This window comes from Nocardioides sp. W7 (assembly GCF_022919075.1).
In the GTDB taxonomy this organism is placed as follows: domain Bacteria; phylum Actinomycetota; class Actinomycetes; order Propionibacteriales; family Nocardioidaceae; genus Nocardioides.
Genome location: NZ_CP095078.1, coordinates 3,697,545 through 3,721,993, shown reverse-complemented (window position 1 = coordinate 3,721,993; position 24,449 = coordinate 3,697,545). Strand labels below are relative to the sequence as shown.

Annotated in this window: 17 protein-coding genes; 9 read left to right on the top strand and 8 right to left on the bottom strand. The window is 71.3% G+C overall.

Translation table 11 applies throughout. The annotated features are described in order from the left end of the window. Nucleotides 1-11 precede the first annotated feature (11 nt). Complete coding sequence (locus MUB56_RS17570) at nucleotides 12-8,618, bottom strand: Calx-beta domain-containing protein (RefSeq protein WP_244928303.1); 8,607 nt, start codon at nucleotides 8,616-8,618, stop codon at nucleotides 12-14. Between the two features lie 133 nt (nucleotides 8,619-8,751). On the opposite strand from MUB56_RS17570, the gene MUB56_RS17565 reads away from it, so the two are divergent. From MUB56_RS17565 to MUB56_RS17555, 3 genes are all read left to right on the top strand, one after another. Next, nucleotides 8,752-9,375: an acVLRF1 family peptidyl-tRNA hydrolase gene (locus tag MUB56_RS17565; protein ID WP_244928302.1), complete on the top strand. Its 624-nt coding sequence runs from the start codon at nucleotides 8,752-8,754 to the stop codon at nucleotides 9,373-9,375. 40 nt (nucleotides 9,376-9,415) lie between these two features. Beyond that, complete coding sequence (locus MUB56_RS17560) at nucleotides 9,416-10,315, top strand: phosphotransferase (RefSeq protein WP_244928301.1); 900 nt, start codon at nucleotides 9,416-9,418, stop codon at nucleotides 10,313-10,315. Nucleotides 10,316-10,499: 184 nt separating this feature from the next. Then, a complete protein-coding gene (locus MUB56_RS17555; protein WP_244928300.1) occupies nucleotides 10,500-11,771 on the top strand; it encodes an HNH endonuclease signature motif containing protein in 1,272 nt (423 codons plus the stop codon). Between the two features lie 138 nt (nucleotides 11,772-11,909). Here the strand turns inward: MUB56_RS17555 and MUB56_RS17550 are convergent, their stop codons facing one another. Next, nucleotides 11,910-12,488: a TetR/AcrR family transcriptional regulator gene (locus MUB56_RS17550; RefSeq protein ID WP_244928299.1), complete on the bottom strand. Its 579-nt coding sequence runs from the start codon at nucleotides 12,486-12,488 to the stop codon at nucleotides 11,910-11,912. 171 nt (nucleotides 12,489-12,659) lie between these two features. Here MUB56_RS17550 and MUB56_RS17545 point away from each other — a divergent pair, with 171 nt between their 5' ends. The 4 genes from MUB56_RS17545 (at nucleotide 12,660) to MUB56_RS17530 (ending at nucleotide 15,894) form a co-directional block, all read left to right on the top strand. Then, the gene (locus tag MUB56_RS17545; protein WP_244928298.1) at nucleotides 12,660-13,532 is read left to right on the top strand and encodes a zinc-binding dehydrogenase; all 873 of its coding nucleotides are present in this window, start codon (nucleotides 12,660-12,662) and stop codon (nucleotides 13,530-13,532) included. Nucleotides 13,533-13,892: 360 nt separating this feature from the next. Next, nucleotides 13,893-14,324 carry a hypothetical protein gene (locus MUB56_RS17540; RefSeq protein ID WP_244928297.1) on the top strand — a complete coding sequence of 144 codons (432 nt, stop codon included), beginning with the start codon at nucleotides 13,893-13,895 and terminating at the stop codon, nucleotides 14,322-14,324. A 339-nt stretch (nucleotides 14,325-14,663) separates the two neighbouring features. After that, nucleotides 14,664-15,347: a hypothetical protein gene (locus MUB56_RS17535; RefSeq protein ID WP_244928296.1), complete on the top strand. Its 684-nt coding sequence runs from the start codon at nucleotides 14,664-14,666 to the stop codon at nucleotides 15,345-15,347. A 403-nt stretch (nucleotides 15,348-15,750) separates the two neighbouring features. Further along, nucleotides 15,751-15,894: a hypothetical protein gene (locus tag MUB56_RS17530; RefSeq protein ID WP_244928295.1), complete on the top strand. Its 144-nt coding sequence runs from the start codon at nucleotides 15,751-15,753 to the stop codon at nucleotides 15,892-15,894. 61 nt (nucleotides 15,895-15,955) lie between these two features. Here the strand turns inward: MUB56_RS17530 and MUB56_RS17525 are convergent, their stop codons facing one another. From MUB56_RS17525 to MUB56_RS17510, 4 genes are all read right to left on the bottom strand, one after another. Continuing rightward, on the bottom strand, nucleotides 15,956-17,305 hold the full coding sequence (locus MUB56_RS17525; RefSeq protein ID WP_244928294.1) for a HAMP domain-containing sensor histidine kinase: 1,350 nt from the start codon (nucleotides 17,303-17,305) through the stop codon (nucleotides 15,956-15,958). An 11-nt stretch (nucleotides 17,306-17,316) separates the two neighbouring features. Then, nucleotides 17,317-18,462 (bottom strand): cytochrome P450, encoded by a 1,146-nt coding sequence (locus MUB56_RS17520; protein ID WP_244928293.1) that lies wholly within the window; start codon nucleotides 18,460-18,462, stop codon nucleotides 17,317-17,319. A gap of 158 nt (nucleotides 18,463-18,620) precedes the next feature. Then, nucleotides 18,621-19,058 carry a response regulator gene (locus MUB56_RS17515; protein WP_244928292.1) on the bottom strand — a complete coding sequence of 146 codons (438 nt, stop codon included), beginning with the start codon at nucleotides 19,056-19,058 and terminating at the stop codon, nucleotides 18,621-18,623. 43 nt (nucleotides 19,059-19,101) lie between these two features. After that, nucleotides 19,102-20,001 (bottom strand): neutral zinc metallopeptidase, encoded by a 900-nt coding sequence (locus MUB56_RS17510; RefSeq protein WP_280637301.1) that lies wholly within the window; start codon nucleotides 19,999-20,001, stop codon nucleotides 19,102-19,104. A gap of 61 nt (nucleotides 20,002-20,062) precedes the next feature. On the opposite strand from MUB56_RS17510, the gene MUB56_RS17505 reads away from it, so the two are divergent. Continuing rightward, on the top strand, nucleotides 20,063-21,661 hold the full coding sequence (locus MUB56_RS17505) for an ABC-F family ATP-binding cassette domain-containing protein (RefSeq protein ID WP_244928290.1): 1,599 nt from the start codon (nucleotides 20,063-20,065) through the stop codon (nucleotides 21,659-21,661). A 118-nt stretch (nucleotides 21,662-21,779) separates the two neighbouring features. On the opposite strand, the gene MUB56_RS17500 is transcribed toward MUB56_RS17505, so the two are convergent. After that, complete coding sequence (locus MUB56_RS17500) at nucleotides 21,780-22,844, bottom strand: S-adenosylmethionine:tRNA ribosyltransferase-isomerase (RefSeq protein ID WP_244928289.1); 1,065 nt, start codon at nucleotides 22,842-22,844, stop codon at nucleotides 21,780-21,782. After that, nucleotides 22,844-23,518 (bottom strand): SDR family oxidoreductase, encoded by a 675-nt coding sequence (locus MUB56_RS17495; protein WP_244928288.1) that lies wholly within the window; start codon nucleotides 23,516-23,518, stop codon nucleotides 22,844-22,846. The genes MUB56_RS17500 and MUB56_RS17495 overlap by 1 nt, the downstream gene beginning before the upstream one ends. Before the next feature lie 128 nt (nucleotides 23,519-23,646). On the opposite strand from MUB56_RS17495, the gene MUB56_RS17490 reads away from it, so the two are divergent. Next, on the top strand, nucleotides 23,647-24,441 hold the full coding sequence (locus MUB56_RS17490) for an enoyl-CoA hydratase/isomerase family protein (protein WP_244928287.1): 795 nt from the start codon (nucleotides 23,647-23,649) through the stop codon (nucleotides 24,439-24,441). Nucleotides 24,442-24,449 lie beyond the last annotated feature (8 nt).

The following is a 24,449-nucleotide window of genomic DNA, read 5'->3' as shown; positions in this document are numbered from 1 at the left end:
CTTCTGCCGACTCAGCGCTTCTTCCTGTCGTCGTTGCGGATCGTCCCGCGGGCGGGGGAGCCGAGCGTGACGTTCACCGGGGTGGAGGTGACCACCTTGAGGCTCTCGTTCCTCTCCTTCTTCCGGTCGCCCCGGACGCTGACGACGAAGGTGCGCACCGTCTGCCCCGGCGCGAAGGCGACGACCTGGGCCCGGGCGAGGTAGTCCGACCCGGCCTTCGCGGTGCCGTTGGCGGTCGCGACCCGCACCGACACCGGCTGGGCCGAGGCGGCCGAGAGGACGACCTGGAAGGTCAGCTTCCGGGTGCCCTTCCTGCCCTCGGCGACCGATGCGGAGCGGACCGTCACCCGCGGCGCGGGGTCGTCGTCGACGATCGTCAGCGCCGCGCTCGCGGTGCTTCCCGGCGCCGCCCCGACCGTGACGTGAGCCGTCTCGTCGGGTTCGTCGAGCGCGTCGCCCAGCACGGGTACGTCGAAGCTCGCGCTCGTCGCGCCCGCGGGGACCGTGACCGTGCCGCCGCCGGGTGCGAAGTCCGCGCCGGCCGTGGCCGTGACCCCGGCGACCGTCCACGGCACGGTCAGCGGCGTGGCGGGAGCCGCCGAGGTGGTGACCGTGAACCGGGCGAGCGGACGCGTGGATCCTGCTCCTTCGGTGACCCGGACCGGGGCGAGCGCCAGGGTGACCTCCACCTGCTCGGGGTCCGGCTCGCCGCTGCCGGGCGCCGACTCGACGTCCGCTTGCACGTTGTCCTGCTCGCCCGGGGCGCCGTCGTCGGCGACGCCGTCGAAGGTCACCCGGACCGAGCCGGCCGGCCGACTCCGGTAGTCGGCGACGTCGGCACCTCCGCGGCCGATCAGGACGTCGGCGCCGTCGGGTGCCGCGCCCTGGTCGAACACGTCCGCCGCCTCGTTGCCGGTCATGGTGTCCGCACCCGGCCCGCCCACGAAGGTGGCGCGGACCGCGATGTCGTTCACCGTCAGCACGTCGTCGCCGGGCCCGCCGGCCAGCACCACCGGGTCCAGTCGGTTGTGGTGCCGCAGCGTGATCCGGTCCGCGCCGGCACCACCGACGTAGCGCTCCACGTCGTGGGCGATCCGGTCGCGTTCGTCCGGACTGCCCGGGTCGACGCTGACATCCTCGATGCCGCCCTCCGTCCACATCCCGTCCTCGCGGATGGTGATCGGCGTCGTCCGGTCGGAGTAGCTGACCGTGTCGTCGCCCTCGTTGCCCTGGAGGTCGTCGGCGTTGTCCCCGCCGACGAGCACGTCGTTGCCGAGGTACCCCCAGACCGCGTCGTCGCCGGGCCCGCCGTCGAGACGGTCGTTGCCCTCGTCGCCGTACACCCCGTCGTCGGCGCCGGCGCCGGCGATCGTGTCGTCGCCCCCGTCGCCGTGGATGCTGTCCCGGCCGGCTCCACCGGTGACGGTGTCATTGCCCTCGCCGCCGGTGACGACGTTGCGGCCGTCGCCGGTCTCGACCACGTCGGCCCCGGGCCCGGCGGAGACGTTGTCGTCGCTGCCACCGAGGTGGAAGACGTCCGTGCCGAGCGCGCCGTTGTAGAAGCTGGTGCGGCCGGGCGTTCCGTCGTAGCCGAACACGACGTTCGTGCTGTTGTCGGTCTCGCCGCTGCTGCCGACGCCGGTGGTGACGTGGCCGCCATGGCCGTTGGTGGCGTTGTAGATCGTGTCGGCCCCGTTGCCGCCGTAGATCGTGGTGTTGCCGTCCGTCGACTCGTCGGCGTGCAGGACGTCGTCGCCGTCCTCGCCACGGAGCGTGTCGTCGCCGCCCTCGCCGTGGACCAGGTCGGGGCCGTCGCCGGCGTAGACCATGTCGTCGCCGTCGCCCATCCGGAACGTGTCGGCGTCCGGGCCGCCGCGGACCTCGTCCCTGCCCGCACCCATCTCGAAGACGTCGGTGCCTCCGTTGCCGTAGGCCCAGTCGTCACCGTCTCCGCCGACGAAGGTGTCCGCGTGCGTGTCGCCCGCGTCGAAGCGGTGGCCGTCGTCGCGGTCGTAGAGCTGATCGGCCCCGGGGCCGCCGTCGAAGCGGTCCGCACCGCCGATGCCGGAGAGGTAGTCGATGCCGTCGTTGCCCTCGAAGACCTCGTCGCCACTGAGCCCGGCCGCCTCGTCGCCCGCGAACCCGGTCACGTCGTCGGTGCCCGAGCCCCCGACGTACCGCTCGACGTTGCGGCGCAGGTTGTCCCGCTCGGAGGTCGCGCCGTCGTTGGGCTGGTTGTCCTTGCTGACCGTCAGCCGCTCGGTCCGGTCGGAGTAGTCGACCCAGTCGAAGTCGTCGCCGCCGCTCAGGTCGTCGGCGCCCCCGCCGCCGCGCACCCGGTCGTCGCCGAGCCCGCCGTCGATGGCGTCGTTGCCGTCCTCACCGTCGAGGTCGTCGTCGTCGGCCTCGCCGAGGAGTACGTCGTTGCCCGTGCCGCCGCGGAGCTGCTCGGTGCCCGGGCCACCCTCGAGGCGGTCGGTCCCGCCACCACCGACCAGCTCGTCGTCCCCGCCGGCGCCCAGCAGCAGGTCGTCGCCGCCGCCGCCCGAGAGGGCGTCGTCGCCGGCGCCGCCACGGAGCTCCTCGGCGGCACTGCTGCCGACCAGCTGGTCGGGGTGGACCGTGCCGAGCACGAGGTCGGCGTCCATGATGTTGTCGTTCCCGACGCCGATCGGGCCGTCACCGGGCGCGCCGTCGAGGTCGACCCGGACCGGCGCGTCGGTGGCCGAGTAGTCGACGGTGTCGCGGCCCTCCATGCCGAGGAAGGTCTGCGAACCGGGTCCGTCGACGAACACGTCGTCGCCGCCGCCGCCCATGAACTGGGCGCTGCCGGTGCCACCGACGAAGCGGTCCGCGCCGTCGCCGCCCATCACGACGGCCGTCCCGGTGGTGCCGGTGACCTGGTCGTCGCCGGACCCGCCGTCCACCTGGAGCGATTCGCCGGCCGGGATCGTGACGGTGTCGTCCCCGGCGCCGCCGACGACCTGCTCGATCGAGGTGGCCTTGTCCTGCTCACCAGCCTGGCCGCTGGTCTCGGCGAGGTCGACGGTCACGTCCTCGACGTGGTCGCTGTAGTCGGTGAGATCGTTGCCGTCCCCGCCGTTGATCTTGTCGTCGCCGAGGCCGCCGCGGAGCGCGTCGTCGCCCTCCCCGCCGGCGAGCTCGTCGTTCCCCGGCCCCGAGTCGATGGTGTCGGACTCGGCACCACCGTCGACCTGATCGTCGCCGGAGCCGGTCGTGATGTCGTCACTGCGCGGGTCCACGGCCGCGACGCAGGTGCCGCCGTCGTCGCCGTAGACGGTGGCCGTGCCGGCGGCGACGAGGATCCGGTCACTGCCGGAGCCGCCGCAGGCGGTCACCGGCAGCCCGGGCAGCGTGTCCGTGGCCTGGCGGACGTCGAGGACGTCGTCCCCGCCCTTGAGGTCGGCGACGATGCTCGTCACCCCGTCGTACGTCTCTACGAGGCCGCGTGCGGACAGCTCGAGCTTCTGGGCGGACAGTTGGGTGATGGTGAGGTCGTCCGGCGTGGACAGGGACTTGAACACCAGGACGCCGTTGCGGTCCACCGTGGCCAGCTGGTTCTCACCCTCCTGCTTGGTCTTGCAGAAGGTGAAGAGGTTGGCCTGGTGGTAGATGCGCTTGTTGACGATCGGGTAGGTCGCCTTCCCGAAGAAGGTGTCGACGTACGCCTTGACGTAGGCGTCGACCGTCGCGGTCGCGTCGAAGAAGCAGAGCGGGTTCTTGTTGATCTTCAGCTGCTCGGCGATCCCGGTGTAGCGCAGCTTGCCGGACGGGTCCGCCTTCAGGTTGAACTCGATGGCGCCCTCGACACCGCCCTCGGCGCCGGCCTCGATGCCGGGGATGCCGATCGCGGCGCCGGCGCTGAGGTAGGCGCTGAACCGGATCTCGGGCACGTCCTTGCCGCTCCGGTCGAAGTCGTCGAGGTAGAGACCCTGCAGCAGGCCCGCGGTCAGGTCCCAGGCGCCGTCGTTGGACTCGTCGTTGTCGGTGAGCAGCTCGAAGGCCTTGCGGAGACCGTAGGTGTCGAAGCCGGCGGCGAAGTGACCCTCCACGCCGGCGCCGCCGCCGATGTAGAGCCGGGCCGGGCCGAGCGGGTAGGAGAACTGGAAGCCGCGCTTGACCTCGAGCTTGCCGGCGTCGAAGTAGGCGAGGGTCACGTCCTTGCCCAGGAGCATCCCGAACAGGCTGGCGGGCTCGTCGAAGGCGGGGAAGCTGAAGCCGCCCTCGGACTGGGCCTTGGAGAGCTCGTCGGCGCCGGAGAACTGCAGGCTGCCGATGACGTCGGTGCTCGTCGCGGACGTGCTCCCGATCAGGCTGTCGGCCTCGGAGAGCGGGACGGGCGTCCGCGCCTTCTCGGGGATGACGTCGAAGGAGCCGAGCGAGATGACGCCGGCCGGGACGCTCGGGTCGTCGAAGGCGCGCACGAGGTCGATCAACGTGATCACCCGGTCGATGAGCTCCAGACCCTTGGACTGGCCGCCGTTCGCGGCGCGGTCCGCGGCCTTGAAGGCGTCGTACCAGGTCGGCGCCTCCTTGCCGGCCATCCGGGCCGCCTCGGCCACGGCCGGGATCGGCTTGCGGATCGCGTCGATCGGCTTCTCCAGCGGCGCGGTGTAGTCGTGCAGGGTGTCCGCGACGGGTTTGAGCACGTCGGTGAAGAGGCTGCCGGCGTCCAGGGTGACGTTCCGGAAGCGGAAGCGCTCGCCGCTGAACGACGGCGTCGGGCTGGTGCCGTTCCAGGTGAGCGTGGTGCCCAGGTCGAGGTCGGCGGTGAAGGTCGGCATGGCCGACAGCGCTCCGGACGCCTTCTGCGTCTCCAGGCCGAGGAGCAGGTTGGCCTCGGCCTTCAGACCGGGGGAGAGCTGCGCCCGGCCGAGGTCGGCCAGCGGCAGCCGGCCGTCGGGGCGACTGGTGCGCAGGTCGAGCCCGGCGGTCACGGACACGTCGTCGACGTCGTTCTGCTTGTCCGTGATCTTGACCGGGATGAAGGCGATGTCGCCGTTAACGGTCGCCGGCAGCTTCACCCCGGCTCGCAGCGCGACCTCGGGCTCGCTGCCTCCGGTCGGGACGTAGAAGCCCAGGTCGCGGTCGACGCCGAAGCCGAGCCGTACGTCGAGCCCCGCGGACGCCGTGAGCTTCTGCTTGCTGGCCAGCCGGAAGCCCGGGAAGCCGAGGTCGAAGGCAGTGCTGCCCTTCGTGGTGCTGGTGGTCACCAGGACGTCGACCTGGAGGCTCTGCAGCCGGCGGACCGGGTCGCCGTCGGCGCACTTCTTGACGGGTGAGCCGTCCTCCTGACGGCAGGTGAGGGTCACCTTCGGCGTCGCCCCACCGGGCAGCTGGGACAGGGCGGCGAGCGCCTTCTCCTCGACCTGTCCGGCCGTGGCGACCGTCGCGACCTGGTCCGCGAGTGTCTCGACCCGGGCCAGGACCTCGGTGTCGAAGGTCTTCAGTACGTCGGCCCCGGCGGTCACGTCGGTGCCGAGCAGCGGGATCCTGGTGCCGGTGGGGAGGCTGCGCAGGCCATCGCCGATCTGCTGGGTCAGGGTGCGGACGCCGTCCACGAGCAGTGAGAACTGGATGGCCTCGTTCTTCAGGTTCTCCTCGACCTCGGTCGAGTCGATGTCCCAACCGCTGGGGGTGAGCAGGTCCGGCGCCGTGAAGGTGACCGCGCCGAGCGAGGTGGAGTCGGCGTAGACCGGCAGCGTGGCGCACGCGTCGACGGCGGACGAGACCCCCGGGCAGGTGGCCTTCAGTGCGTCGTCGGTCTCGTGGACGCTCACCTCGCCGGCCTTCGGCAGCAGGGTGCCGAGCCAGGTCGTGAACTCGGGGGAGCCCACGACCAGGCGCTTCTTGGTCGGGGCGGGGGCGGCGATCTTGAAACGCGCGGCGACCGCGGCCCGGGCCTTGGGCTCGCCGTCACCGGTCCGGCCGAGGCTGACCTGGACCGGACCGAGGCCGGCGGCGAGGACTCCGTCGACCCGGGCGCCGAGGCCGAGGTCGAGGGCGGCGTCGTCCTGGACGAACAGCCGGGGGGCGCCGCTCGGGGTGGGCAGGCTGGTGGGGGTGGGGCCGGCGGCGACGTTCGGGAGCTGGACGCCGAAGGTGAGGTTGGCACGGGCGTCGTACCCGACCTTGACGGTGCCCTCGGTGCCCACGCCCGCGACGCCGCCGACCCGGGAGCCGCTTCCGAGGTCGAGGTTGAACGGGACGTCGACCGGGGCGCCGGTCACGGTGCAACCCTCGCGCCCCTCGGCGCGGTCGGTGCTGCAGGCGCCGAGGTCGAGCTTCACCACGACCGTGGCGGGGGTGGTCGCCGTGCGGGGCTCGTAGGCGAGCGTCACGATCTCCGGCACCTCCTCGCCGAGGTGGCCGAGCTCCTTCGCGAGCACCTGGTCGAGCTCCGCCTGCAGGCCCGGCAGGGTGAGCAGCTCGTTGGCCTGGATCAGCCGGTCGACCGCGGTCTGGATCTTGACCAGGACGGGGTCGAGGTCGGCGACGCTCCTGCCGACGAGCGGGAGCGGCGTCGTGGTCGTGACGTCACCGTCGGCGACCGCCGCACGCATCCTGGTGATGGTCTCCCGGGTCACCGTCAGCACCTGGCTGATCAGGGCGCGCGGGTCCTCGGGGTCGAAGGCGAACGGGAGCGCGGTGTCGAGGAAGGCCTGGTCGGCGCTGACCTTGAGCGCTCCGGAGTCGGTGGTGTCGGGGACGCTGGGCCAGGCGATGGTGATGCTGCCGGAGCCGAGCGGGATCCCGACGGCGTTCGCCTCGGCCGTGAGCCTGGTGCTCGGGACGGTGGCGTTGACGGTCGCCCGGACGGGCAGGGCAGCTGCGGCCGACAGCTCGGCGAGGGTGGTGCGGCCGTTCTTGTCCGGGTCGGTCAGGGCGAGGCTGAACATCGGCTTCCCGGTGTCCTTGCGCTGCAGCAGGGGCACGGCACCCTCGGGGTCGGCATCGGTGAGGCGCAGGCCGAGCACGGCGGCGACGGCCTCGATGTCCAGGTCGGCGGTGACGTCGGCGTCGATGGTGGCCACCTGACCGCCGGCGCCGTTGGTCAGGTAGAACCGCTGGTCCAGCGTCTTGCCGGCCGCGAGGTCGAAGCCCACCCCGAGGTCGACGGTGTAGGCAGGGTCGATGCTCGCCGTGGCCTCTCCGGTGATCTCGGTGACACCCACGCTGGACAGGGTCTTGCTCAGGTTGACCGTCCCGGAGCTGGGCTCGGGATCGGCGGCGGTCTTGACCGACAGCAGCACGCGGCCCGCGTCGTACCGGACCGCCAGGGTCTCCGGCGAGATGCCCAGCGCGGCCGCGAGCCGGGGCACCAGGTCCTGGAGCGACTTCACGGCGGCGCTCTCCTTGGTGTCGACCGTGATCGTCGCCATCGGGTTGTCGGCGTCGGTGAAGCCGTTGTCGACGAAGAACTTCACGAGCCGCTCGTTGACCGAGACCAGGTCGCGCAGCGGCTCCTGGACGAAGGGGAGCGGGACGTCCCCAGCGGCCTGGGCCGACTTCAGCGCCTGGGTGACCTGGGCGAGGCCGTTGACCACGTCGGCGAGGGTGAGCGAGCGGAACTGGGCCAGGTCGCCGAGCTCGACGTCCGGTGCCCCGAGGCCGTTGCAGAGCGTGTTGTCGGCCAGGGTGATCCGGCCGGCCTTCCCGGTGATCCCGGCCAGCTCCGCGGTCACGGTGAGGTCGACCGTCGCGCCCGTCGACACGCAGGACGCGTCGAAGAGCGTCGCCGGTGCCGCGAGCTCCTGGAGGTCGATCACGCCGTCGCCGTTGGGGTCCTTCAGGGTGACCTGGACGCCGACGTCGGCCTTGACCTTGCCGGTGGCGCGCACGCCGAGGATGCCCACCTGGAAGGCGAGCGGGTTGGTCGTGCCGGCGTACGACCCGTCGACGCCGAGGCGGACGGTGCCGATCGCGGCCTGGTCGGCCACGATGACGATCTTCTTGGTGGCGCTCGGGTCCAGGCGCAGGGTGCTGGCCAGGTCGAGCTTGAGCGAGTCGGCGGCGTTCCGGCCGTTGATCTTCAGGCCGTCGAGGCTCATCGCGAGCGGGCTGTCCTGGGCCGCGCTGGCTTTCACGGTGATCTTGACGTCGAAGGCGCCGGCCGCGTCCTTCGGCGTGAGGTCGACGTCGAGGTCCACGGTGACGCCCTCGATCTCGTCGAAGTCGCTGGCCGGGTCCCCGTCGCCGTCGATGTCGTCGAGCTTGGTGTCGAGCTCGGACAGGTCGATCCCGCTGCCGACGGCGGCTTCGATCTTCTCGCGCAGGAACGGGACGAAGTCCATGCCGGTCTGCTGCTCGAAGAACTCCTTGGCGCCGAACGGCGCGTTCTCCGCGACCTGGTCGAGCCCCTCCAGAGCACTGATCGCGTCCAGCCAGGCGACCAGCCCCTCGCCGGTGAGCTTCACGTCCTGCGCCGGCTCGGCCGCCGCCGGGGCAGCCGTGCTCACCCGGGCGTCGTCGTCGGTCCCGAGGCCCGCCGCGGTGGCCGTCCAGGCGGCCCCGCCGACGAGCGCGACGGCACCGACCAGCAGGAGCACGATCCGCAGGATCGGCTGGCTCGGGACGGAGCGGGGCAGGAGTGACATCGTCGGGCCTTCGGTCGCGGGGCAGGGCAGGGTGCGGCCGGACGATCCTGGGCCGCCCGGAGTCCTGGGCACAGCGGCCTGTTGTCCCGACCTGCCGGGCGGTCGCGTCGGGCGCTCGTGGTGGACTGACGCCGTGACGACCGTGCTGGTGCCCGCCGCGCGCCTGGAGAAGTGGGTGCTGAACTTCCAGGGCCGACACGGCGCGACCGGGCTGAGCGTGGCGGGCGGCGCTCTCGGCGGGGCCGCCTCCGACGGCTCGACCTTCGTCGCCCGCCTCCCGTTCGCCCAGAGGTACGACGGCCTCCCGGACGCCGCAGCCTTCGCCTCGGCCGTGGCGGCGCCCGACGACTGGGGCGTGCTGCTGGTGCGCAAGGGCGGCTTCGCGGTGGCCCGGCTCTCCGGGAGCGCGATCGGCGAGTCGAAGGTCGGCCAGCGGCACGTCCAGGGGCGCACCAAGGCCGGCGGGCAGAGCCAGCAGCGGTTCGCCCGGCGTCGGGACAACCAGGCCCGTCAGGCCTACGAGGCGGCCGCCGAGCACGCCGCCCGGATCCTGGCCGGGCTGCGCGGACCGCTGGTCACCGGGGGAGACCGACCGGCGATCGAGGAGGTGCTGGCCGACCCGCGGCTGCGGTCGTTGCCGGTCGTCGAGCCGTGGCTCGCCGTACCCGATCCGCGGCGGGCGGTGCTGCAGCAGGCCGTGACGGATGCGTGCGCGGTGCAGGTCGAGGTGCTCAACGCGGACGCCGGAACAGGCTGATCTCCCCGGAACCAGGCTTCCCGTCTGTCACGATGGCGCCATGTGGCAGCCCGAGCCCGGCTGGCACCCGCTCCCGGGTGGCACCGGCACCTCCACGGTCGGTGTGTGGCGCACCGTCGTCGGCGACCGACCGGTGGTCGTCAAGCGCCTCGCCGCCCCCGGTGAGCACGACCCCGCCGAGCTGAGCGATCCCCACCACTTCGCCTACTGGCGGCGGGGCGCCGATGTCGTGACCGCCTGCCTCGTCGACCACACGCCCGGCCTGCGGGGTCCCGTCTCGGCGGTCGAGGAGGACTCCGAGGGGATCACGCTGACCCAGGAGTGGGTCGAGAATGCCGCCTGCTCCGGGCTGTTCATCGCTCACGGGCTCGGCCGGTTCGCCGGCGCCGATCTCGGTGGCATCCGGTGGCTGGCCCGCGACCAGCTGCGGGACCGGATGCGGCGCGTCGAGCGGCACGGCGGCTGGCGCACGCTGGCTCGGACCACCGTCGCCGACGTGGCCGAGCACCTGTGGAGCAGGCGCAACGCGCTCCTCGACGAGCTCGACGCGCTGCCCCAGGTCGCCCAGCACGGCGATCCGGTGCCCGCCAACCTGCCCGGCCGGCTCGGCGACGACGTGGTCGCCATCGACTGGTCGATGCTCGGCAGGGGACCGGTGGGTGCCGACCTCGGCTATCACCTGCTGATGGCCCGCGAGGAGTTCGAACCGTTGCTCGATGCCTACCTGATGGGGCTGCCCGGCGGGTTCGGGGGACGCGAGGAAGCGGCGCAGGGCGCCCGGGTCACCGCCGTACTGACCGTGCTCAACCGGGCGGAGTGGGCGCTAGCCCGGGTGGCGGGCGGCGAGGGCGCGCTGGCCGGCAAGTACCGCCACCCGGCCGTCGCTCCACACCTGCGAGCGCTGCAGCGGCAGTTCCCTCAGATCGAGGCGCTGCTCTGACGGAGGTGCGCTGCCCTGGTCGTGCGGACCGTGGACTCGGGTCGCAGTCACCCCGACGGCGCAGAACTGTCACCGATGTCTTGAGACGACACCGGCAGCTTGTGGAGAGAGTCCTGCATCGAACGGGTGTTCGAGTAGAATTGACGCATCATCCCGCACCGTTGTGGAGCTCTCGGAGGCTCGCATGGACCACCCGATCCGGGTCGCCACCCGTGAGCTGGACCATGTCCTGAAGTCGGTGGTCGACGTGAACCCGGCCTTCATGGCCACCTCCGACAAGGCGGCTGCGTTGAAGGAACTGGTGGCGGTCGAGGCTCGGGTGGCCGAGCTTCGGCTGCGAGTGACTGCGGATGCCGGTGATGTGGCCGAGGAGTCCGGCGCTCGAGACGTCGGCGCTTGGACGGCAGCTGCGACGCGTCTCCGGCGTAGTGACTGTGCGGCTGACCTCCGGCTGGCCCTAACGCTGGCCGACCGGCCGGTCTTAGCCGCCGCCGTGCGTGAGGGCGGGGTGAACCTGGACCAGGCCCGGGCCATCGCGGTCGCGCTCGCGGAACTGCCGGCCGACGTCGACGCCGCGGTCGTCGACCAGGCCGAGGCCGTCCTGGTGGGGTACGCCGCCCGCTTCGATCCCGTCGAGCTACGCCGCCTCGGTCGCCGGATCCTCGACGTCGTCGCCCCCGATATCGCCGAGGCCCGCCACCTGGCCGACCTCGAAGCCTCCGCCCACCAACGCATGCGCCTCGGACTGAAGTCGCTGGGTGACGGCACGACGCGGATCAGCGGCTTGATCCCGGACGCGTCCGCGGCCCGGCTCGCGACCTACCTGCATGCCTTCACCAACCCCCGCCGTGACGACTCCGCCCCGACGCTGGCTGAGGAGGGACGAAGTCGCGTCTCGAAGCCCGGTGAGCCGTCCGCCCGGCCCGTGCCGTACGGCCGCAAGGCCGCGGCCGCGTTCTGCCAGCTCCTGGAGACCCTCGACCCGGGTCGGCTCCCGATCCACGGCGGCGACGCGACCACGCTCGTGGTGACCATGTCGCTGGAGTCGCTGCGCTCCGACCTCGGTACCGCCACCCTCGGCAATCCGGCCCCGGGCGACTCGGTCGACCGGATCACCGCCGAGGAGGCCCGCCGCCTGGCCTGCACCGCCCTGATCGTCCCCGCCGTCCTCGACGGGAAGGGCGAGGTCCTCGACCTCGGCCGCGCCCAACGCCTCTTCTCCCGCGCCCAACGCCGCGCGCTGGCCCTGACCGATCGCGAGTGCCGCGCGGAGGGCTGCCACATGCCCGCTCCGTGGTGCGAGGCCCACCATCAACACCCGTGGTCGACCGGCGGACGCACCGACCTCGCCGACGGGTTGCTGCTCTGCTCGCACCACCATCATCGAGCTCACGACCCGACCTACACCTCAGAGCCGCTCCCCGACGGCGCCGTCCGATTCCACAGGCGGACGTAGGACGACGTGCGTCATTGGCGGGGGTAAGACGCACCTAGCTGGCGCGCGGATCGTGCCAGAAGAGTGCGTCGGGGCGGGACGCCGCACCTGACGCGGCGGGCGAGGAAGGGACACGCGCAGCTGGTGATTCGTGGGGGGTCAGGGGTCCTGCGCACGGAAGGCATCGACGGCGAGGGTGGCGAATCGCCGTGCTGCGTGATCGCGGGCGTTGGGGAGGGAAGTGGACAAGCCTCGCCCGGCGAGGAGGACTAGCACGAGGTCGTCGATGACGAAGTCCGAGCGCAGCCTGCCCTGGGCTTGCGCTCGATGCGCTAGTCGTTCGAGCATCCCGAGGAGCTTCTTCCGGTGCGCGGTGAACGGGGCTGCTGCTGGTGCGGCGGACATAAAGGCGTCGACGAATCCTCGGTTGTGAATGTTCAGGGCCGTGAGTCTCTGCAGCACCGAGGTGAAACCACGCCACGGGTCTGGGTCGGCGCATCCCTCTTCCACGATCTGCTCACACGAGCGTCGCTCGGCAGCGAACACTTCGTCGATGAGGGCCTGCTTCGTGGGGAAGCGGCGGTAGAGGGTCGCCGGCCCTACTTCTGCGCGGCGGGCGACCTCGCGCATGCCGACGTCGAGGCCGCGTTCTGAGAAGGCAGCCCGTGCCGCCGAGATCATGCGGTCGCGGTTGTCGCGCGCGTCAGCTCGGAGATGGTGAGGCAGGTCGGCGGCCATCACTCTCACTTCCCCAAATGGACGGGGGCGTCCATTAACGTCCCTGACGTTACCTGAGTCACGAGGGACGAGCAGGAGACAGCCGTGCGAGCAGTAGTGATCAAGCAGTTCGGAGACCCGAGGGGTATGGCCGTCGTCAACGTCCCTGCGCCCACCCCGTTGGCTCGGCAGGTGCTGATCCAGACCGAGGCGATCGGGGTCGGCGGAGTGGACGCCGCCATTCGCCGGGGGATGATGGGGGTGGGGTTCGGTGTTGGCATGATCCCGGGCAGCGAGGTGGTCGGGACCGTGACCGCAGTCGGCGCCGAGGTCGATCCCTCGTGGATCGGGCGTCGGGTATGGGCGTTCACCGGAACCACCGGTGGCTATGCCGAGCAGGCGGTGGCCCACGTCGGCGAGCTGATCGCCCTCCCGGAGGAACTGTCATCCATCCAGGCCGTGACGCTCGGGAGCGCGGCGACGGTTGCACACTTCGCCCTCGCTCACGCTCACCTCGTGAAGGGTGAATCGGTCCTGATACGTGGCGCCGCCGGCAGCATCGGCATCGCGACGGTGCAGCACGCCGCGCGCATGGGAGTGAGTGCCATCGCCGTGACGACCTCCTCCGTTGAGCGGGGGTCGCGGCTGAAGGGCTTCGGGGCCACCGATGTCCTGGACCGTGCCGGACACGGTGGCTCGGGTGCGCCATCGAACTTTGACGTGATCATCGACATCGTTGGTGGTGCAGCAGTGCCCTCCTTCATCGATCGACTCACGCCGAACGGCCGCATGGTCCTCGTCGGCGCGGTCGCCGGGTTCCCGCCGGCCGATTTCGGCCTGCGACTCATGGAGACGTTCCAGCAATCGCGATCGGTTGCCACTTTCAGCCTCGCCTCGATCCCCGTGGCAGAGAGAGATGCTGCTCGTGCCAGCCAGTTCGAGGCAGCTGTTCGCGGCGAGCTGCACCCCGTGGTCCATGCCGTCCTGCCCCTGGATCAGGCTGGTGAAGCTCACCGCCAGATGGACCTCAGCCAGGTCTTCGGTCGAATCGTCCTGACCCCGTGACGGGGAGGCGTGGCTTGGGTGAACTTTCACGGCATCCACGAGTCGGCGTGTCATGGGAGTCGAAGGGAGAGACCCCTCGGCCAGGCGCGCAACCGCTCGGCTGAAAGTGCGCTTCGAAGGCGCACCAACAGGCGGCGAAAAGACGCACTCGGCTTGCGAGCGGATCGCGGCAGAACCGGATGCTGATGTGAAGCGGACTCGTCCTGTCGCTCTCCGCGAGTAGTCTCGGCACTCGTGTCACCGATTCGTCTCCCACCGCCGACACCGGAACCGGGCAAAGCCAGTCATCTCCCGCCGGGGGCTTTCCAGCGTTGGTACGGCGGGTGGGACCCGCTTGATCCCTCGAACATCGGGGAGTTCATGGAGGGGTTCGACCGGCCGTGGTGGATCATCGGCGGATGGAGCATCGAGGTGTTCACGGGTGCCAGCAGGGCGCACGAGGACATGGACATCTCCATCCTGTCGAGCGACGCCGAGGCGTTCCGGCTATTCCTCGGCGACCACTGGACGCCGTGGAACGTCGACGACTCATGGTTTCGACCGTACGACGCTCGGTTCCGCCAGGTGCGACCGGATAGCCAGATCTGGATCCGACGGAACGCGCAGTCAACGTGGGTCCTGGACGTCCCGTTCACGCCCGAAACCCAGGGCCGCTGGACCAACAAGCGCAATCCTGCCCACACCGAAGACCTCGAAGCGGTCACGTGGGTCGCGTCCGATGGGCTGCGCTACGCCCGGCCCGAGGTCACGCTCATGTTCAAGGCCGCCCTGGCAAGGGAGAAGGACCGATAGGACGCGGAGGCAGCACTTCCGATGCTGAACGACACCTCCCGCAAGTGGCTCCGTGATGCCGTGGCCGCGATGAACCCCCACCACTCCTGACTCAACGTGCTGTAACAGGTCAGATGAGGCAACTGTCCATGGCTTGTAACCGCTCATCGCCATGAGAGCGCGCCTCGTGCGTACGCCTACTCGCGGGGGTGTGACGCACTCACGCGTCGGGTGGGCCACGGCCCAGATAGCTCCTTAACGGATCACGCAACAACCGCGTCCGGCGAGACCGCCAAACGACGTCCCCTTCCTCAGGAGCGACGGGCGTCGCACACTGTGACTGCGAGGACGGGGAAGAGCGTGGCGCTGCGGGTGCTGAGAGTCGGAGCGGGGCTGCTGATGGTTGCGTGCGGCGCGCTGATGTACGCCGCGTCGTGGCAGCGTTGGGCGGGCGCCTGCGCGTGGGGCGAGGCCGACAGCGCGCTCTGCACCGTCCGCCAGGACCATCGGTATGACTTCCTGCCACCCGCTGCCCCGTGGGAGCCCGTGGGAGATGCCGCAGAGTTGGCCGGATGGTCGCTGCTGGTCCTCGCGCTCGCCTTCGTATTGCTGCCGTGGGCTCTCACTGGCCGTAGGCCGGGTGTCTTCGCCGCGATGGCGCTGGTCGGCGCGGTGCTAGCCACGGCGGTGGTGGGCGCCGCCACCCTCCGGTCCGGACTCGCCGGCAGCGTCGTCGAGGCGACGGCTCACGACCTGGCCAGCTTCGTGTGGGCCTTCGTGCCCCCGGCCCTGCTGATTCGGTTCGCGATCGACTCCCGCGGATGGACGCTGGCCGCGGCGGCGTTGCTGGTCCTAGGCACGCCGCTCGTTGCCATGTTCAGTTATGCGGTGGGTCCCTACGATGCTCAGCCTTGGTACGAGGGGATCTCGGGTCTGCTCACCGCAACCGCTGGCCTATGCCTGCTGGGTGCCGCAGCCTTCGGCGGCCGACCCCAGAGGAGCGGGAGCATCGTGACCAGTTCCGTTCCGACTGCCGCGAGGTAGCTTGCAGCGCCCGGCCAGCGTTACGTATGAATGACTGTGGCCTGCCTTTCGCTCATCAGATCTGCGCGTCCGTTAGGCGGCGGAATGGCCTCGTCCCACACCTCCGGACGGTCCGTACTCGGACGTACATAAGTGCCGTCGGAACCGGGCCCTCGCGCTCAGCACGGTGCCGGGAAGGCGACATATGTAGGTCCGAGTACGACGACCAGCCGCTGCTTTCTGGGCGGGATGTCGTAAGTCGCAGCCAATCGGATCCCGACAGATTCGCACGCGTGCACTACGCAAGCGAGCAGGCAGGCAGGCAGTGATGACCGCATGTCGGAGTCGAACGTGACCGTCTCGCTGACCGGGGACGAAGCGCTGGTCTTGTTCGAGGTGCTCTCGTTGGCACGACGAGGATCGAGTGAGCGAGCCGTGGAACCAGGGTGAGCAGGTTGCGTTCTGGAACCTGTGTGCGGTGCTGGAGAACGAGTCGATCGCGCCTTTCGATCCTCGCTACGGCGATCGCGTGGCGGAGGCGGCGGCCCGGCTCGCCCCGGAGGACTGACCGTCCGTTCGGCGGCACGAGTTGGCGCACCGCTGGCACCCAGTGAGACCAGGACCAGGCGTCATACCGGCCGGTGTTCCGTCGAGGCCAGGTCGAGCCAGAAGACGGAGCCGGCGCCCTCGGCCGACTCGACGCCCATCAGGCCGCCGTCCCGCTCGGCGAGCGAGCGAGACAGCGAGAGTCCGAGTCCGGTGCCGCGGACCTCGGGGCCGGCGAACCGCACGAACGGCTCGAAGACCCGGCGCTGCTGCGCGGGGCTGAGCCCGGGGCCGGTGTCGCGGACGCCGATGCGGGCCCGGGGGCGACCGAACTCGTCGGTCGCTCTGGTGGCGGTCACCCGCACGCTGCCGCCGGCGACGTTGTAGGTGATCGCGTTGCCGACCAGGTTGGTCAGGATCTGGCGCAACGCCGAGGGCGTGGTCCGGACCAGGATCCCGGTGGGCACGTCGGAGCCGACGGTGACGTTGCTCGTGCGAGCGGGAGCTCCCAGCCAGTGCACCACGTCGGCGAGCGCCTCGGCGACGTCGACCCACTGCGTCTCAGCTCGACCTCCGAGCTCGTCGCCGGTGCCGAGCAACTCCTCGACGACCGCGTGCAGCTGCTCCGCGGCGCGGAGCACCACGTCCGCGTCCCGGGCGACGGAGGTCGCGAAGCCGGACGGGTCCGAGTCGATGTGCTCCCCGGCCTCCTGGCTCTGCAGCTCCGCGGTGCCCATGATCGCCGTGATCGGCGTCCGCAGCTCGTGCCCGAGGGCGGCGAAGAAGTGCTCCTTGCTCTGGTGGGCAGTCTCGGCGCGCTCGATCGCCTCGGCGAGCGAACGTCTCGAGACCTCCTCGGCCAGTCGTGAGGCGATCGCCGCGCTCAGCAGTCGGACGTCGGAGACGTATGACTCCGGCCAGGGGCCGGGGGTCTCACGTGCCAGGCCCAGGCTGCCGAAGAGGACGTGATCGCGGACGATCGAACGTGAGACGAGGGCCCGCACGTTGCAGCCCTCGAGCTCTCGGCGGTCCTGGGCGGCGTCCGGCGGAAGAAGCTCGGTGTCGAGGACTGCGACGACGTCGGTGCGTGCGTGTTGTGACAACCAGGTGAGGGAGAAGGCCTGCTCGGGCCCGGCACCCTCCGGCGGGGCCACCGAGCAGGTGGCACCCGGCGCGGTCCATTCCCGGAGCCACGCCCGGCTCCCGAGGGGCACCCAGCCTTCGGTGCGCTCCGGCGTCATGCCGATGATGGCGACGGTCACCCCGTCGATCTCGGGGTACGACGACAGCAGTCCGACGACGGCCTCGACCGCGGCGGCGATGTCGGTCCTGCTGGTCAGCAGTTCCACGGCGACGGTGACAGCGGCCGGGCTTGCACTGGCGAGGCCGCGCACGGGCTGGAGGCCGTTGGGAAACGATGGGCTCGACATCATCGCCGGCGACTCTACGCGCGCCCGGACAGGCGCCGGACGCGAACGATCGGGGGGCGCGGAGACAGCCCGCGGTCGGTGTCGATGGAGGGTGGGGCGTCCGCCGTGAGCTCGACCTCGGTGGACCACGTCACGAGGTGGACGAGCTGGGCCAGCCCCAGATTGCGGCCCGGGCACGCGTGGGGTCCTGCGCCGAAGGGGAGCCACGCGCCGGGGCGTTGCTCCGAGTCCTGCCACCGCACCGGGTCGAGCTCGTCGAGGGGAGAGCAGCCCTCTCGGGGTCCGGGAACCAGACGAGGGAGCAGCCCGAGCGCCAACGGGCTCACAAGGACGGGACAGTACGCCGGGATCGCCGTGCCGTCGATGGTGACGGCCCGGGTGCTGATTCGGGGAAGGACCCAGGTCGGGGGATAGAGCCGCAGCACCTCCCACACCATCGGAAGCACCAGGCTCCCGCGCTGGCGGATCGTGTCGTGGAGACCATCTCGGGACGCCAGTTGCGTCAGGCACCAGGCGCCGGCGGCGATCGGCACCTGCACCCCCGCGGCAAGGGCGGTCACGACAGCGGGCGGGTCTGGGACGGCGGCCGATGCGAGCGCCCGTTCGAGCAGCTCGCGGGCCCTTCCCTCGGCCCGGCGGACCTTCGACCACCGACGAGGCGGGCGAATCGCGGAGATGATCGGACCCAGCGAGTCGACCCAGGCCAAGGCGAGGGTGGCGATGTGACGTCGGGCATCCGGCTCCGCGCCCGGGACCATGGCGGCCGTGGTCGAGAGAGCGACCGGCATCCGCAGCAGAGCCAGGGTGTCGACCTCGATCGTGGGGCTCGGAGCGGTGGGGAGTGGGATCCGGGAGAGCTCGGTCGCGAACACCGCGGCACCGGCAGCGACTGCATCCGGGGCGAGAGGTGGGGTGTCCTTGACGGCACGGCTGTGCCGACGAATCGCCTGACGGGTGACGTCGAAGGGCAGCGCGTAGTCGTCCGGGCTGGTCAGGACCGCCCGGGCTCCCTCTGGAGTCGTGACGAGGACAGGACCGTCGGGGGAGAGGCGTACCGGTGTAGGTGAACCGGCTGCACGTAAGACGGCGCCGAGAACACCGTTGGAGTCCTCGGCGCCGTCAGAAGGCGTGGTGGCGATCAGGCCCCCGGCCGCCGCCACGTGTAGTACGCGCGAAGGCTGCGACCCGCCTGGGCGATCGCACGGCGCTGCCGGAAATTGCTCAGCATGTTTGGTGTCCTCTCGTTCGGTCGATGTCCCCCACTACGGGAGGAATCTAGCGGGTCGGAGAACGCGCCGGGGGGAATTGGGCAGGTGTCTTAGACCGTGCCGTAGATGGCGTCGATCACGTCCGCGATCTCCTGGCTCCGGAAGGGTTTGGGGAGCACGTGGGTGACGCCCAGCTCGTTGAGCACCGGGCGCTCGGCGTGCGCGGAAGCACTGATCACGACGATCGTGAGTCCCTCGGCCCGGTCGGGGTGGGCCCTCAGCCAGCGGACGACATCCTGACCGGACAGCCGCGGCATCGAGAGGTCGAGGAACAGCAGGTCGAAATGGCGTGCCGCGAGCGCGTCCACCGCCTCCTGGCCGTCCTCGGCCTCCTCGACGTCGTCGTGCCCGAGCTTCTGCAGCATTCGTACGGCGAGCATGCGTACGGGTTCGAAGTCGTCGGCGACCAGCACCCGGAGCGGTCCCGGCGTGCCTTCACCCCCAGCCCCGGCAGGGCGGGGTGAGGCGGGTACCTGGCCGGCGGTCATGGGCTGACGCTATCGCTCCCAGAGATCCGTCTTAGCCCAGGTCTCACACGCGTGGGGCGGAGAAGGTGTCGCACGCCACCAGGGTGCCCTCTTCCAGGCCGGTGCGGAACCACTTCGCCCGGGACTTGGCGGAGCCGTGCGTCCACGTCTCCTCGGTGACCTGACCCTGGGTCCGCTCCTGGATCCGGTCGTCCCCGATGGCCGTCGCCGCCGCGAGCGCGAGGTCGATGTCCTCCTGGGTGAGGTCGCTGATCAGGGTCAGTCCGTCGGCGTCCTGCGTCGTGGTCGCCGCGCGCGTCCACATCCCGGCGTAGCAGTCCGCCTGCAGCTCCAGTCGTACGGCATCGCTCTGGGCACCCTGCTGGGTCCGCACCCGACCCATGGTGCCGAGCACGTTCTGGAGGTGGTGGCCGTACTCGTGGGCGAGGACGTAGGCCTCGACGAAGCCGCCGTCCGGTCCGCCGAGCTGGCGCTCGAGCACCTCGTCGAAGAACGACGTGTCCAGGTAGATCCGCTCGTCGCCGGGGCAGTAGAAGGGGCCCACCGACGAGGTGGCCGCACCGCAGCCGGTCTCCACGCTGCCGGAGAAGGTCACCAGTCGGTCGATCGGCCGGTAGTCGGACCCGAGCTCGTCGGACCAGAAGTCGTGCAGGGAGTTCTCGACCCCGACCCGCACGCAGTCGGCGCTCTCGTTGGCGTCCGAGCCGAACTCGCAGCCGGCGTACCGCTCACTGCCCTCGAGGGTGCTGTCGTCGACCGCACCGTCGGAGCCGCCGAAGACCTGGATGGCGACGAACACGATGACGAGTACGACGACTCCGCCGATGCCGCCCCCGACCGGCAGACCGGCGGGCATCCGGGAGCCACCTCCACCGCCCCCTCGACCACGCCCGGCGTCACCCACCCGACCCCGGTCGAGACGTGCCTTGGGGTTGAACCTCATCCGTCCGCCTCCCGCATCGATTCGCTGGGTGACCCGTACCCACGCCTAGACTGGCCCCCTCATGATCACCGCCTCCCAGCTGGAAGTCCGAGCAGGCGCGCGCCTCCTCATGGAGAACGTCAGCTTCCGGGTGGCCGCCGGCGACAAGGTCGGCCTCGTCGGCCGCAACGGCGCCGGCAAGACCACCCTCACCAAGATCCTCGCCGGCGAGGCGCTGCCCGCCAGCGGCAAGGTGACCAACGCCGGCGACGTCGGTTACCTGCCGCAGGACCCGCGGATCGGCGACCCCGAGGTGTTGGCCCGCGACCGGATCCTGTCGGCGCGCGGTCTCGACGACGTCGTACGACGGCTGCGGCAGGCCGAGGTCGACATGGGCAGCGACGACGCCGCGAAGCGCGACAAGGCGATGCGGCGCTACGGGCGCGCCGACGACGAGATGCACGCCGGGGGCGGGTACGCCGCGGAGTCGGAGGCCGCGACGATCGCCGCCAGCCTCGGCATCGAGGAGCGGATCCTCGCCCAGCAGCTCAAGACGCTCTCCGGCGGCCAGCGGCGCCGGGTCGAGCTCGCCCGGATCCTCTTCTCCGGCGCCGAGATCCTGATCCTCGACGAGCCGACCAACCACCTCGACGCCGACTCGATCGTCTGGCTGCGTGACTTCCTGAAGGCCCACAAGGGCGGCTTCATCGTGATCAGCCACGACAACGCGCTGCTCGAGGAGACCGTCAACAAGGTCATGCACCTCGACGCCAACCGGTGCGAGATGGACATCTACAACATGGGCTGGAAGCACTACCTCACCCAGCGCGAGACCGACGAGAAGCGACGCAAGCGCGAGCGCGCGAACACCGAGAGCAAGGCCAAGACGCTCACCGACCAGGCCAACAGGATGCGGGCGAAGGCGTCCAAGGCCGTGGCGGCCCAGTCGATGCTCAAGCGGGCCGAGAAGATGATGGCCGGGCTCGAGGGGGAGCGGGCGGCCGACAAGGTGGCCAAGATCAAGTTCCCGGCCCCCGCGCCGTGCGGCAAGACGCCGCTCACGGGCGAGGAGCTGTCGAAGTCGTACGGCTCGCTCGAGGTGTTCACCGACGTCGACCTGGCGATCGACAAGGGCTCGCGCGTGGTCATCCTCGGGCTCAACGGCGCCGGCAAGACGACGATGCTCCGGATCCTGGCCGGTGTCGACAAGTCCGACACGGGTCGCGTGGTCCCCGGGCACGGGCTCAAGCTCGGCTACTACGCCCAGGAGCACGAGACCCTCGACACCAGCCGCACCGTGCTGGAGAACATGCAGAGCGCCGCCCCGCAGCTCACCGACACCGAGGCGCGCAGCGTGCTGGGCTCGTTCCTGTTCTCCGGCGACGACGCCAACAAGCCAGCGGCGGTGCTCTCGGGCGGCGAGAAGACCCGGCTCGCCCTGGCCAGCCTGGTGGTCTCCAGCGCCAACGTGCTGCTCCTCGACGAGCCGACGAACAACCTCGATCCGGCCTCCCGCGAGGAGGTGCTCGCCGCGATCCGCACCTACGAGGGCGCGATCATCCTGGTCACCCACGACGAGGGCGCCGTGCGCGCCCTCGAGCCCGACCGGGTGCTGCTGCTCCCCGACGGCGACGAGGACCTCTGGAACGAGGACTACGCCGACCTGGTCTCCTTGGCCTAGCCGGCGTCCGGCATGCGGGAGTTTCATCGGTTAGCCGACAGAACTCCCGCTTGGACGATGAACCTTTGTCGTCCCGGAGTGGGTTTCATCGGCTAACCGATGAAACTCCCGGGCGCCGTCACGGCAGCAGCAGCGCCGCGTCCCCGAACTCGTGCCACAGGTAGCCGTCGGCCACCGCGGCGTCGTACGCCGTCTGCGTGAGCCGTACGCCGGCGACCGCCTCGACCAGCAGCAGGTGCGAGGCGGCCGGGTCGTGCCAGCCGGTGATCAGGCCGGTGACGATCCGGGGCGGGTCGGCGGGGGTGACGACGCGCTCGGTCCAGCCGTGGGCGGCGACGAGGTGCCCGGAGGCGTCGACGGCCGACTCGAGGGCCCGCGTGACGGTGGTGCCCACCGCGACGACCCGACCGCCGGCGGCGCGGGCCGACTCGACGAGCCGGGCGGTGCTCGCGCCGACCGCGAAGCGCTCGGGCTGGGGCGCCTCGCCGACCTCCTGCGACGACACGCCGGTGTGCAGCGTGACGGGTGCGACCGCCACTCCGCCGGAGACCAGCTCGGTGACCAGCCGCGCGGTGAAGGGACGCGCCGCGGACGGCATCTCGGCGCTGCCGGGCTCGGTGGCGAAGACCGTCTGGTACGCCGCGAGCGGGTAGCGCCGGTCCAGGTAGCCGTACGAGATGGGGCGACCGTGCCGGGCCGCGTGGCAGGCCAGGTCGCCCTCGACCGACGCCCGCCAGAGCCGGTTGCCATCGCCGGTCGGGGACGAGCCGTCGCGGGGGTAGGGCTCGACCAGCCGGAGCCGCACCGGGCCGGCGCGCACCTCCTCACCGGCGCGCGCGTCGAGGACTGCGCGGGCCGCGTCGGGGGCGGTCCGCAGCTCGACGACCCACTCGCCGTCGTGGGCGGGGTCGCCCAGCGGGGCGGCGAGGTGGAGGACGACCGGACCGACCCGGGCAGAGACGGCGTCCAGCTGAGCGGCGACGGTGGCGGAGTTGTTCACGACGACCACGTCGCCGGGGGAGAGGAAGCGGGCGAGGTCGCGGAACCGGGCGTGCTCGACGCCGTCCGGGCGGGCGACGAGCAGTCGGGTCGTGTCGCGGCTGAGCCCGCGCTCCTCCGCGGGTCCGGGCGCGAACGCCGCCGCCGCGAAGGAGGTGGCGGGCTGCTCGTCCAACAGCCGCATCACACCACCGCCAGCAGGTCGGCCAGCCGGTAGCGGCCCGACGCGGGCCGGTTCCAGACGAGCTTCAGGAGGGCCGGTACGACGGTCTCGGGCAACGGCCGGTCGGAGATGTCCTCGCCCGGGAACGCCGCCTGGTGCAGCTCGGTGCGCAGGTCGCCGGGATCGACGGCGTACGCGGTGAGCTGTTCCTCGACGCCGACGGTGAGGGTCAGCTGGTCGAGCGCGGCCTTGCTGGCGGCGTACGGACCCCAGGTCTCGTAGTGCTCCACCGCAGCGTCGGAGGACATCGAGACCAGGACGCCGTCGGCGTCGACGAGGTGGGGGAGCAGCAGCCGGGTGAGTGCGTGCGGGGCCGCCGTGTTGACCTCCCAGACGGTTCGCAGGTGGGCGTCGTCGACGTCGCGGAGCCGCCGGAGCGGCAGCGGGCCGAGCGTGCTGGCGTTGTGCACCAGCAGGTCGAGCCGGCCGAGCCGGTCCACCTCCCGGGCCAGGGTGTGGCGGTGGTCCTCGTCGGCGACGTCGCCGACGATCGACTGGACACCGGGACGTGCCGTGGCGCGGAGCCGATCGGCGCGCCGGCCGTCGGTGAGGACCGTCCAGCCGGCGTCGGCCAGGGCATGGGTGAGAGCACGGCCGAGTCCGGCCGAGCCTCCGGTGACGAGGGCGACGGGCATTCCGTCCTCCTTCTCAGAGCGGGTCCCGCCGACTCTCGGCGGGCTCGCAGACAGTCTTGAACTTCAAGTGAAGTTGAGGTCAAGGAGCGAGGTGGGGAACTGTCGGAGCGCCGGTCTAGGCTCGGCACATGGATTCCGAAGCCCTCGCCTCCGCCGGCCTGCTCGTCGACCGGACGGGGCCGGTGCTGACCGTCACGCTCGACCGGCCCGCAGTCCGCAACGCGCAGACGCCGGCCATGTGGCGGGCCCTGGCGGCAGTGGGTGAGTCGGTCGACGAAGAGGTCCGGGTCGTCGTCGTGCGCGGCAGCGGGCACAGCTTCTCGGCGGGCCTGGACCGGGCGATGCTCGACCCGTCCACGATCGGTGGTGACGTGGAGACCGTCGCGGGTCTGCTGGCCGGGTCCGACGAGGAGATGTCGGCCACCATCGACGCCTTCCAGCGCGGCTTCACCTGGCTGCGCGACCCCCGGTTCGTCTCGGTGGCCGCAGTCCAGGGGCACGCCATCGGCGCGGGCTTCCAGCTCGCGCTCAGCTGCGACCTGCGGGTCGCGGCCGACGACGCCCGGTTCTGCATGAAGGAGTCGGCGCTCGGCCTGGTGCCCGACCTGACGGGAACAAAGCCGCTGGTCGAGTGCGTTGGCTACGCCAGGGCCCTGGAGATCTGTGCGACCGCCCGGACCGTCGAGGCCGACGAGGCCGAGCGGATCGGCCTGGTCGCGGCGGTGGTGCCGGCCGACCAGCTGGACGCGACGGTCGCCAACCTTGTCGGGGCCCTGACGGCACCGATGGCCGGTGCCGTGCGTGAGACCAAAGCCCTGCTGCAGGGCGCGGCCGACCGCTCGCTGGACGACCAGCGGCGGCTCGAGCGCGAGGCGCAGGTGCGACGGTTCCGCGACGTGGCCCGCGTGCTCGTGGGCGGCTAGGAGGCCTG